General features: G+C 69.1%; 9 protein-coding genes. 1 reads left to right on the forward strand and 8 read right to left on the reverse strand.

Annotated features, from left to right (window positions below; all coding sequences use genetic code 11):
- Window positions 1-16 precede the first annotated feature (16 nt).
- The 8 genes from JOZ00_RS25360 to JOZ00_RS25395 all read right to left on the reverse strand — a co-directional run bounded on the left by JOZ00_RS25360 (window position 17) and on the right by JOZ00_RS25395 (window position 9,808).
- On the reverse strand, window positions 17-1,207 hold the full coding sequence (locus JOZ00_RS25360) for an acetylornithine transaminase (RefSeq protein ID WP_293349811.1): 1,191 nt from the start codon (window positions 1,205-1,207) through the stop codon (window positions 17-19).
- Window positions 1,204-2,109 carry an acetylglutamate kinase gene (gene argB, locus JOZ00_RS25365; protein ID WP_293349814.1) on the reverse strand — a complete coding sequence of 302 codons (906 nt, stop codon included), beginning with the start codon at window positions 2,107-2,109 and terminating at the stop codon, window positions 1,204-1,206. Before argB ends, JOZ00_RS25360 begins: the two co-directional genes overlap by 4 nt.
- Window positions 2,106-3,317 (reverse strand): bifunctional glutamate N-acetyltransferase/amino-acid acetyltransferase ArgJ, encoded by a 1,212-nt coding sequence (gene argJ / locus JOZ00_RS25370; RefSeq protein WP_293349817.1) that lies wholly within the window; start codon window positions 3,315-3,317, stop codon window positions 2,106-2,108. The genes argB and argJ overlap by 4 nt, the downstream gene beginning before the upstream one ends.
- Window positions 3,314-4,357 carry an N-acetyl-gamma-glutamyl-phosphate reductase gene (argC, locus tag JOZ00_RS25375; RefSeq protein WP_293349820.1) on the reverse strand — a complete coding sequence of 348 codons (1,044 nt, stop codon included), beginning with the start codon at window positions 4,355-4,357 and terminating at the stop codon, window positions 3,314-3,316. The genes argJ and argC overlap by 4 nt, the downstream gene beginning before the upstream one ends.
- A 48-nt stretch (window positions 4,358-4,405) precedes the next feature.
- Complete coding sequence (pheT, locus tag JOZ00_RS25380) at window positions 4,406-6,892, reverse strand: phenylalanine--tRNA ligase subunit beta (RefSeq protein WP_293349823.1); 2,487 nt, start codon at window positions 6,890-6,892, stop codon at window positions 4,406-4,408.
- Window positions 6,892-7,935: a phenylalanine--tRNA ligase subunit alpha gene (pheS, locus tag JOZ00_RS25385; protein WP_293349826.1), complete on the reverse strand. Its 1,044-nt coding sequence runs from the start codon at window positions 7,933-7,935 to the stop codon at window positions 6,892-6,894. Before pheS ends, pheT begins: the two co-directional genes overlap by 1 nt.
- Window positions 7,936-8,068: 133 nt before the next feature.
- A complete protein-coding gene (locus JOZ00_RS25390; protein WP_293349836.1) occupies window positions 8,069-8,878 on the reverse strand; it encodes a rhomboid-like protein in 810 nt (269 codons plus the stop codon).
- Window positions 8,879-8,893: 15 nt separating this feature from the next.
- The gene (locus JOZ00_RS25395; RefSeq protein WP_293349829.1) at window positions 8,894-9,808 is read right to left on the reverse strand and encodes an adenylate/guanylate cyclase domain-containing protein; all 915 of its coding nucleotides are present in this window, start codon (window positions 9,806-9,808) and stop codon (window positions 8,894-8,896) included.
- A gap of 199 nt (window positions 9,809-10,007) precedes the next feature.
- Between JOZ00_RS25395 and JOZ00_RS25400 the strand changes: the two genes are divergently transcribed.
- Window positions 10,008-10,760: oxygenase MpaB family protein (locus JOZ00_RS25400; protein WP_293349833.1), on the forward strand; the 753-nt coding region annotated here is incomplete at its 3' end.

Raw genomic sequence — 10,760 nt, forward strand, 5'->3', positions numbered from 1 at the left:
CGCAGGAAGTGCCGTGTCATGCCGGGGCTCCTACCGCGTCGAGGACGCCGGGCAGCGCATCGAGGAAGCCGCCGATCTGCGCCTCGCTGATGATCAGCGGCGGGGCCAACCGGATGACGTCGGGCGCCGCGGCGTTGATCAGGAATCCGGCGTCCCTCGTCGCCGCCTCGACGTCCTTGGCCCGCGGCGCGGTCAGCACCAAACCCCACAGCAGTCCGCGCCCGCGCACGTGGTCGATCAGTGGATGGCCCAGCTTCTCGATGCCCTCGCGCACCGACTTGCCCAGCACCTCGGCGTGCCGAATCAGGTTGTCGTCCGACAGTACTCGCAACACCGCCAGCGCCGCCGCGGTGCACACCGGGTTACCGCCGAAGGTGCTGCCGTGCAGGCCGGGCGTCAACAGCTCGGCGGCCGCCCCGATGGCCAGGCAGGCGCCGATCGGCAGGCCGCCGCCCAGGCCCTTGGCCAGTGTCACCACGTCGGGGGTAATTCCGTCGTGCTGGTGAGCGAAAAACGTTCCGGTGCGCCCGATTCCGGTCTGCACCTCGTCGAGCACCAGCAGTGCGCCGTGCCGCGATGTGATCTCCCGCGCGGCGGCCAGGTAACCCTCGGGGGGGACGACGACGCCACCCTCGCCCATGATCGGTTCGAGGAACACCGCGGCGGTGTCGTCGCAGACCGCGGCGGCCAGCGCGTCGGTGTCGCCGTAGGGCACGAACGTGACCTCGCCGGGCAGCGGGGCGAACGGCGCCTGCTTGGTCGGCTGACCGGTCAGGGCAAGCGAGCCCATCGTCCGGCCGTGGAAAGCCCCCTCTGCGGCAACCAGTTTCGTGCGGCCGGTGAGGCGTGTCAGCTTGAACGCCACCTCGTTGGCCTCGGTCCCGGAGTTGCAGAAGAACACCCGGGCCGCGGCGTCCGCCCCCAGCAACGCGACCAATTCTTCGGCGAGCGCCACCCCCGGCTCGGTGGCATACAGGTTGGAGGTGTGACCCAGCGTCGTCAGCTGTTTGGTGACGGCCTCGATGATCGCGGGGTGCCCATGACCGAGGACGTTGACGGCGATGCCGCCGAGCAGGTCCACGTAGGTCCTGCCGTCGACGTCGGTGACCACGGCGCCCTCGCCGCTGGCCAGGGCCACGGGCGGGGTGCCGTAGTTGTTCATCATCACGGCTTCCCAGCGCTGTTGCAGCTCTTGAGTGTTCGTCATGAGCTCACCACCTTCGTCCCGGTGCCTTCATCGGTGAACAGCTCGACCAGCACGCAATGTTTGACCCGCCCGTCGATCACGTGCGCGCTGGGCACTCCCCCGGCGACCGCTCGCAGGCAGGCCTCGATTTTCGGGATCATGCCCGCCTCCAGCGTGGGTAGCAGTTGCGTCAATGTGGCCGTATCGATTTCGCTGACCAGCGAGTCGCGGTCCGGCCAGCTGGTGTAGAGGCCCTCGACATCGGTGAGCATCAACAGTTTCTCGGCCCGCAGCGCTTCGGCGAGCGCGGCCGCGGCGGTGTCGGCGTTGATGTTGTGCACCACACCATCGGCGTCGGGCGCCAGGGTGGATACCACCGGAATACGCCGTGCCGCAATGAGATCGAGTACCGCGGCGGTGTTGACGTGTTCGACGTCGCCAACCAGGCCGATGTCGGTGGCCACACCGTCGACGGTGACGCTGCGCCGCACGGCGGTGAAAAGCTGCGCGTCCTCACCGGTGATCCCGACGGCGTAGGGCCCGTGCGCGTTGATCAGGTTGACCAGTTCCCGGCCCACCTGACCGAACAGCACCATCCGCGCCACGTCGAGCACTTCCGGTGTGGTGACGCGGAATCCGCCCTTGAAATCGCCTTCGATGCCGAGCCGGCTCAGCATGGCGGTGATCTGCGGCCCCCCGCCGTGCACAACGACGGGGTGGACCCCGCAGTTCCGCAGGAATGCCATGTCGGCGGCGAAGGCGTGCCGCAGCGTGTTGTCGGTCATTGCGTTGCCGCCGTATTTGACGACGACGATCTGGCCGTGCAGCTGCTTGAGCCACGGCAGGGCTTCGGCCAGCACCTGCGCCTTGACCTGAGTGGGCAACGCCGGAGTCGCGTCGAGCGCGTCGGTATTCGGGATCATGAGCTGTAGGCCGAGTTCTCTTCGACATAGCCGTGCGAGAGGTCGGTGGTCCGCACGGCGGCACGGCTGTCCCCGAGCCGCAGGTCGACGGTGATGTCGATGTCGGCGGCGGACAGGTCCACGTCGCGCGCGCCGGGGGCTCCTGCTCCGTCGATGCAGACCGCGGAGCCGTTGAACGACACCATGATTCGGTCGGGGTCCAGGGTGACCGGCGCCATGCCGACGGCAGCCAGCACCCGGCCCCAGTTGGGGTCCGAGCCGAAGACCGCCGTCTTGACCAGGCTGTCGCGGGCAATCACCCGCGCGGCGACCAGCGCGTCGTCTTCGCTGGCGGCTCCCGTGACCGTCACCGTGACGCGCTTGGTGACACCCTCGGCGTCGGCTTGCAGCTGGGCGCACAGGTCGTCGCAGACCCGCAGCACCGCCTCGTCGAGATCGGCCTGCGACGGGGCGATCTCGCTGGCGCCCGACGCCAGCAGCAGCACGGTGTCGTTGGTGGAACAACTCCCGTCGATGTCGAGCCGGTCGAAGGTGCGGGCGGTGGCGTGCCGCAGCGCCCGGTCGAGCGCGGCGGGCTTGACGGCTGCGTCGGTGGTGAGCACGCAGAGCATGGTGGCCAGTGACGGCGCCAGCATGCCCGCGCCTTTGGCCATGCCACCGACCGTCCAGTTGTCCGGATGGTGCAGCGCAACCTGTTTGGGCACGGTGTCGGTGGTCATGATCGCCTGGGCCGCGTCGTCGCCGCCGTTGAGGCCGCCGGCCATCTCCTGCACGATCGCGCGCACGCCGTCCAGCACCTTTTCCATCGGCAACCGGTCACCGATCAAACCGGTTGAGCAGACCGCGATCTCGATGGCCCCGGCCTCGGTTCCCCAGTCCGACAGCGCGGCCGCGACCGCTTCGGCGGTGGCGTGGGTGTCCTGAAAGCCGCCCGGCCCGGTGCAGGCATTGGCGCCGCCGGAGTTGAGGATCACCGCGCGCAGCCGGCCGGTGGTCAGCACCTGCTGGGTCCACAGCACGGGCGCGGCCTTGACCTTGTTGCGGGTGAACACTCCGGCGGCCGCATAGTCGGGCCCCTCGTTGAAGACCAGCGCGAGGTCGCGGCCGCCCGACTTCTTGATGCCCGCCGCAATCCCGGCTGCCCGGAACCCGGCGGGGGCGGTGACACCCTGCTCACGCAGCAACCTTGCCTCTTGAATCTGTGTCACGGCGCCACTCCGACCACCGAAAGGCCTTCGGTCTCCGGCCAATTCAGCGCCAGGTTCATCGACTGGATGGCCGCGCCGCCGGTGCCCTTGACCAGGTTGTCGATCGCGGCGATCGCCACGAAAGTCTGGGCGGCCTCGTCGACCGCGACGGCGACGTGCGCCGCGTTACTTCCGATCACCGACCCCGTGCGGGGCAGCTGACCCTCGGGCATCAGGTAAATGAAAGGTTCTGCGTCATAAGCCTTTTCGTAAGCGGCCCGCAACTGCGACAGCGGCGTCCGGGTGCGCGCGGTGCAGGTGGCCAGGATCCCGCGCGACGTAGGGATCAGCACCGGGGTGAACGACACGGTGACGTCGCGCTCGGTGACGGCGGCCAGGCCCTGGGCGATCTCCGGGGTGTGCCGGTGAGCTCCGGCGATGTTGTAGGCCCGTGCCGATCCGATCACCTCGGAGCCCAGCAGGTCGGTCTTGGCGGCGCGTCCGGCACCCGAGGTACCGCTGACGGCGACCACGGTGACGGCGGGATCGATGAGGTCCTCGGCCATCGCGGGCAGCAACGCCAGCAATGCCGCCGTCGGGTAGCAGCCCGGAACCGCGATGCGGCGGGCACCGCGCAGCCGCTCGCGCGCGCCGGGCAGCTCCGGCAGGCCGTACGGCCAGCTGCCGGCGTGCGGCGATCCGTAGAACCGCTCCCAGGCGGTCGCGTCGGTGAGCCGGAAGTCGGCGCCGCAGTCGATGATCAAGGTGTCCGGGCCGAGCTGTTCGGCCAGCGCCGCCGAATGCCCATGCGGCAGGGCCAGGAACACCACGTCGTGGCCGGCGAGCACGCCGACCTCCGTGGGCTCGACCACCCGCGCGGCCAACGGCGTCAGGTGCGGGTGGTGCTCACCGAGCATGGTCCCGGCGCTGGCCGCGGCGGTCACCGCGCCGATCGTGAAGCGTCCCTCGACGTAGGCCGGATGCCCGAGTAGCAGGCGCAGGATTTCACCGCCCGCGTAGCCGCTGGCACCGGCAACCCCCACCTTCAATACGTCGGACATCCCGCCGATTGTGCATGGTTATGCAATCGTTTGCAAATCCATTACAGGCTACGCGCGCAGCTCTGCGCCGACCGCTTCGGCGGCACGCTGCACCGCGGCGTCGCGGGCGGCGCTGGCGTCGTCTTCGGTCAGCGTGCGATCCGGCGCCCGGAACCGCAGCGCGAAGGTCAGCGACTTACGATCCTCGCCGATCTGCGGGCCGGTGAAGACGTCGAACAACTGGACCTCTTCCAGCAGTTCGCCGGCGCCCTCCCGAACGGCGTCCGCCACCGCCTGAGCCGGCACGTCGGTGGACACCACCAGGCTGACGTCCTGGAATACCGCCGGAAACGGTGACACCCGGGGCGCGGGCAGCGTCTCGGCGATCGGAATCGCTTCCAGGTTGAGCTCGAGCGCGCACGTGCCCTTCGGCAGGCCCGAGCGTTCGATCACGGCGGGATGCAACTGCCCCGCATGCCCGACCACGGTTTCCCCGACGAGCACTTCCGCGCACCGGCCCGGATGCCAGGGCAGGCACTGCGCCGGCCGCAGCGTTACGTCGACTCCGCTGGCGCGCGCGATGATTCGCACCGCCTCGAACGCATCGGCGGCCTCGGCCCGACGGCCGGGTCCCCACGGGCCCCGCTGCTCGCGCAGGCCGGCGAGCACCGCGGCGACGTGCTGCGGCTGCCGGGGCAGCGACGCGTCGAGCGTGGCGATCTCGCTGTCGGTGGGCCGCCGGTCGACGGGGACGACCTCCACACCGCGCGTCTGCTCGGTCGGCCGCACCACCTGCGCGAGGGCATAGAGCGCGACATCGACCAGCCCGCGGGATACGTTGCGCACCAACGCTTCCAGTAGCGCGGGCAGCAGGGTGGTGGCCAGGTGTGGGCGGTCGGCTTCCAGGGGGTTGATCAGCTGCGTCGTCGCGCGCCGCGGATCGTCGGCCGGCAGCCCCCAGAGGTCGAAGACGCCCGCGGGCAAAAACGGCGTCGGCAGGATCTCGACGTAACCGGACTGGGCCAGCGACTTGCCGATCGCCCGGCGGCGCTTCTGCACCGCGGTGAGGCCGCGGCCCGCCGGGGCCAACGGCAGCACCGACGGAATGGCCTCGAGGCCCTCCAGCCGCAGCACCTCCTCGACCAGGTCCGCCGGCTGCAGGAGATCGGGGCGCCAACTCGGCGGTATCACGGTCAGCGAGGCGCCGTCGTCGGTGACGCGGGCCCCGATCTGGGTCAGCCGCAACACGGTCGTGCCCGGCGGATACGTCACGCCCGCGACCCGGTCGGGTAAGTCGACGGCGAAGCGGATCGGCGGTAGCGACCAGTCGTCGCGCGGTGGTTCGCCGCGCCAATCGGTCAGCGTGTCCGACACCGATCCCCCGGCGATCTCGGCGAGCAGCGCGGCGCACCGGTCCAGTGCGGCCACCGAGATGGCCGGGTCCACCCCGCGCTCGTAGCGGCGGGCGGCCTCGCTGGGCAGGTGCAGCCGGCGCTGGGTGCGAGACACGGCGGCCGCGTCCCACACCGCGGCTTCCAGCAGCACGTCGGTCGAGTCGGCCCGCACCTCGGTGCTCGCCGCCCCCATCACGCCGCCGATCGCGGTGGTCGCCACGTCGTCGACGATGAGGACGTCGGCCGGGTCGAGCTTGCGCTCGATGCCGTCGAGGGTGACGACGGTCTCGCCCTGCTTGGCGAATCGCACACAGAAGCCCCCGGTGATCCGGTTGCGGTCGTGGGCGTGCATCGGGTGTCCGAGTTCCAGCATCACGTAGTTGGTCACGTCCACCGCCGGCGAGGTCGCGCGGATGCCGGCCAACAGCAACCGGCGCTGCAACCACCACGGCGACACGGCGGCGGGGTCGATCCCGGTGACCGGGCGCAGCGCGAACCGCCGGACACCCGTCTCGGCCTGCACCGTCAGCGGCCAGGCCTCTCCGCTGGCCGGGAGCGGCGGCACGTCGGCGGGATCGACGAAAGCCAGGTTGTAGGCGCAGGCGATCTCGCGGGCCAGGCCGCGGACCGACATGCAGTAGCCGCGGTCGGGGGTGATCGCGAGGTGGAAGACGACGTCGTCCAACCCCAGCACCGCGGCACCGTCGGCTCCCGGTTCGGCCGTGCCGGGCGGCAGCACAAGGATCCCGGCATGGTCGACGCCCAAACCGACTTCGGCGGCCGAGCAGATCATGCCGTCGGAGTTTCGGCCGTACGTCTTGCGGGCGGCGATCTTGAAATCGCCGGGCAGCGTGGTGCCCGGCAATGCCGCCACCACCAGATCGCCGACCGCGAAGTTGGTTGCCCCGCAGACAATTTCGCGCGGCTTGTCTTCACCAACGTCGACCAGGCAGGCGCGGATCGGCTTCTTGAATTCGGTGAGCTCTTCGATGTCGGCCACCCGGCCCACCGTCAGCGGGCCGTCGACCGGGCCAAGGGTGAGCACCTCCTCGACCTCGTGGCCGATGCGTATCAGCGTCTGCTCCAGCTCGGCGGGGGTGACGTCCCAATCGCCCGCGCCGGCGTTCACGACTTCGCGCAGCCAGCTGTAGGGGACGCGCATCAGGCACCCACCCCGAACGGCAGCGAGAACCGGACGTCGCCTTCGACCATGTCACGCATGTCCGGAATTCCGTTGCGGAACTGCAGGGTGCGTTCCAGACCCATGCCGAACGCGAAGCCGGAGTACACGTCCGGGTCGATTCCCACCGCCCGCAACACGTTTGGATGCACCATTCCGCAGCCGCCCCACTCCACCCAGCCGGCCCCGCCCTTCTTGCCGACGAACCAGACGTCGACCTCGGCCGACGGCTCGGTGAACGGGAAGAAGTGCGGCCGGATCCGGGTGCGGGCTTCCGGACCGAATTCGGCGCGTGCGAACGCGTCCAGCGTTCCCCGCAGATGAGCCATGGACAGGCCGCGGTCCACCGCCAAGCCCTCGACCTGATGGAAGACCGGCGTGTGGGTGGAATCGAGCTCGTCGGTGCGGAACGTGCGGCCGATCGAGACGACGTAGACCGGCGGCTCCTGGGCCAGCAGGGTGCGCACCTGCACTGGCGACGTGTGGGTGCGCAGCAGTTGGCGGGAGTTCTCCGGGGCGATATAGAAGGTGTCCTGCTCGCTGCGCGCGGGGTGATCGGCGGGGAAGTTGAGCGCGTCGAAGTTGAACTGTTCGGTCTCGACCTCGGGGCCTTCCGCCAGCTCCCAGCCCATTGCGATGAAGGTGTCGGCGATGTGCTCCGCCAATATCGTGATCGGGTGCCGGGCGCCGAGCGGCTGCCGGGTTGACGGCAATGTGACGTCGATACGCTCGGCGACCAGCACGGCCGCGTCGCGCTCGGTGCGCAGCACGGCGAGCCGTTCGTCGTACGCCTGTTGGCCCTCGCCGCGTGCGGCGTTGACGCGCTTGCCGGCGTCGGCGCGCTCGTCCTTGGCGACCGAACCCAGAGCCTGTCGCGCCAACGCCAGCGGGGAGCGGTCGCCGAGGTGCTCGGTCTTCACGCGGGCCAGGGTGTCCAAATCGTCGGCGAGTGCGAAGGCCTGCCGGGCGGCGCTGACCGCTTTGGCCAAGCCTTCCGGCGACAGGTCGACGAGTTGATCACCCACGCGGCGACACTCTCCTTGCTGACGAGACTGTTCGGGCTGCCCGCGGCACGGGTCGAGTGACGATCATAGTGATTCGGTGCCGGCCGCCCTGCGGGCGCTTCGCACTTACGAAGCGTCGCGTACCGAGAGGCGCTTAGCCGGCCGTGGCCGGTAGCGGATCGGCCGGACCCTCGGCGGGCAGCACCGGCGCACTGCGGGCGGCGGCGAATTGGGCGACCTTGTAGGCGACGAAGGCGCCCAGCACACCGAACGCGGGCGCCGCGGCCATCGTCCCCCAGTGGTGGGCGAGCACCAGAAAACCGAAGCCCGAGGACGCGACGAGCATCATGCGCCGCACCGGCGTCCAGTGGATCGGTTGCTGGAACCGTAGGGAAACCAGCACGCCCAGGATCACGGCGACCGTGTGACCGGCGTCGGTGAAGTCGCCGCCGATGACCGCCGACGCGATACCCGCCGACACCCACCAGCCAACCCAAGCCGGCCGCCAGCGCGGAGGAATCACCGCGGTCATGGCTCCGAGCACCGCCAAAGCCCCATAGCTCATGCCGACGTCGCTGACCCGGGTGATCGACATCGGCATCCAGCCGAACTCGACGGCCGCGGCCAAAGCGGCGGCGACCACCAGCGTCGCGCCGATGTGCCCGACGACGAACGCGACGACCAGCCGGATGGTCCGCAGATGCAACTCGGCGAGTGCGAGCAGGCAGGTCAGGAAAGGCAGCCAGAAGTACAGCGGGCCGGCGTCGACGATCAGCGCGCTGCCCAACAGGGTTCCAAGGTGCCCGCGGGACAGGTTGTGCAGGTTGGTGCTGGCGTGCTGGACGATCACGTCATGCCAGTGCGGGCCCAGCCAAAGGATCGCGCAACTGATGGCAAGCAACACCGCCGCATATCCCACGGTGAACTGGACCCGGGCGAGCCGGGACAGGATGCCCCCTAACATTGCCATCCATTATCGCTACGCATTTGTTTCGGCTGTGTCATCGGAGGCTGTCAAGTCCTTAAGAGTCTTTAAGCGATAAATCGCCAGGTCTGCGGGTATACCGGCGGGCTTCGGCGCAAATACCGATTTACGTGCGCGTTTGGCCTCGACGCCCAACGCATCCAGCTCGCTTTGTGGTATCAGATCCAACGTCGAGCTCGAGACCATGATTCCACCTTTGGTGGCCCGTTCCATAACCCGCGCCGCGATGTTGACGTCCACACCGAGCCAGTCCGCGGCCAGCCGCTGCGGCCGCCCGGTGTGGATTCCCACCCGCATCCGCGGCGTGTGACCCGCGACCTCGACCGATCGCAGCGCCTCCTTGGCGGCCACCACGGCTCGCACGGCGACCGTCGGATCGCCGAAAACGGCCATGATGCCGTCGCCCATGCGTTTGACGATGTGCCCGCCGGCGTCGAGCAGCGGTGGCTCGATGGCCCGTGCCACCTGACGCAGCAAGGCCAGGGCGGCCTCGTCGCCGGCTTCCAGCGACCACGTCGAGTAGCCGACCAGGTCGGTGAAGACCAGCGTGACCTGCGGATTGGCGGGCCGTCGGGCGACACCTTCGGTGAGCGCCTGCCACACCTGCAACACACCAAGGCTCACCTCGCGCGACACCGCGTCGCGGTCGCCCAGCAGCCGGTCGGCGGCTCGGGCGGCGGCGCGCGGTCCGCCATCGCCGGCCGTCGACAGCGGGTCGCCGAACTCGGGGTCCCCGGGCAACAGCCGTCGCGCACGCCGGATCAAGGCGACCGCCCCAGGGCTCTGATTTCGGCTGTGCAGCCATTGCGTCGCACCGTAGACCGGAGACTGCCGTGGAGTGGGTGGCGTGTCAGTAGTCACGGATTCCTGGGGCTCGCCCGGGTCCGCATCGCGCCGCGCAAGTTCCACCCGGCCAGGTTATTTCGTTTTTCTTCAAGCAGGCAACGACGGCCTTGCCGTTTGCGTCACACCTGAAACAAACGGCCTGATCACGGCGGCGGCACCCCGAAGTGGAAGCTCGGTAACACCATGCCGCGCGGGCGGCCGAAATCGTAGACAACGCCCGTTGTCAAAGTTATCGTGAGCGCAATTGGTGCAGGAGGTCGCGATGACAGGCATATCGACTACGCCCGCGGATCCGCTCGGACCAGATTCGCTGACCTGGAAGTATTTTGGGGATCTACGCACGGCAATGATGGGCGTGTGGATCGGGGCGGTCCAGAACATGTACCCGGAACTCGGCGCCGGTGTCGAGGAGCATTCGATCCTGCTGCGCGAGCCCCTGCAACGGGTGGCGCGGTCCGTCTACCCGATCATGGGCGTGGTCTACGACGGCGATCGCGCGGCGCAGACCGGTCAGCAGATCAAGAGCTACCACCGCACCATCAAGGGGACCGATGCCGAGGGGCGGCGCTACCACGCGTTGAACCCGGAAACCTTCTACTGGGCGCACGCGACGTTTTTCATGCTGATCATCAAGGTGGCCGAGTACTTCTGCGGCGGCTTGACCGAGGCCGAGAAGCGGCAACTGTTCGACGAGCACGTGCAGTGGTACCGGATGTACGGGATGAGCATGCGCCCAGTTCCGAAGTCCTGGGAAGAGTTTCAGGAGTACTGGGAACGGGTCGGCCGTGAGGTGCTGGAAGTCAACCAGGCGACCCTGGACATCTTCCAGATCCGGATCCCGAAACCGAAGTTCGTGCTGATGCCCACCCCGATCTGGGACCAACTGTTCAAACCGCTGGTGGCCGGTCAGCGCTGGATCGCGGCGGGGCTGTTCGAGCCCGCCGTGCGCGAGAAGGCCGGAATGCACTGGACGCCGGGCGACGAGGTGCTGCTGCGCCTGTTCGGCAAGCTGGTC

The organism is Mycobacterium sp., from assembly GCF_019243155.1.
Classification (GTDB): domain Bacteria; phylum Actinomycetota; class Actinomycetes; order Mycobacteriales; family Mycobacteriaceae; genus Mycobacterium.

Coding starts and splice junctions, on each gene's coding strand:
- JOZ00_RS25390 (WP_293349836.1), bottom strand. CDS start 8,878: ATGTTAGGGGGCATCCTGTCCCGGCTCGCCCGGGTCCAGTTCACCGTG.
- argC (WP_293349820.1), bottom strand. CDS start 4,357: ATGTCCGACGTATTGAAGGTGGGGGTTGCCGGTGCCAGCGGCTACGCG.
- argB (WP_293349814.1), bottom strand. CDS start 2,109: ATGATCCCGAATACCGACGCGCTCGACGCGACTCCGGCGTTGCCCACT.
- pheT (WP_293349823.1), bottom strand. CDS start 6,892: ATGCGCGTCCCCTACAGCTGGCTGCGCGAAGTCGTGAACGCCGGCGCG.
- JOZ00_RS25360 (WP_293349811.1), bottom strand. CDS start 1,207: ATGACGAACACTCAAGAGCTGCAACAGCGCTGGGAAGCCGTGATGATG.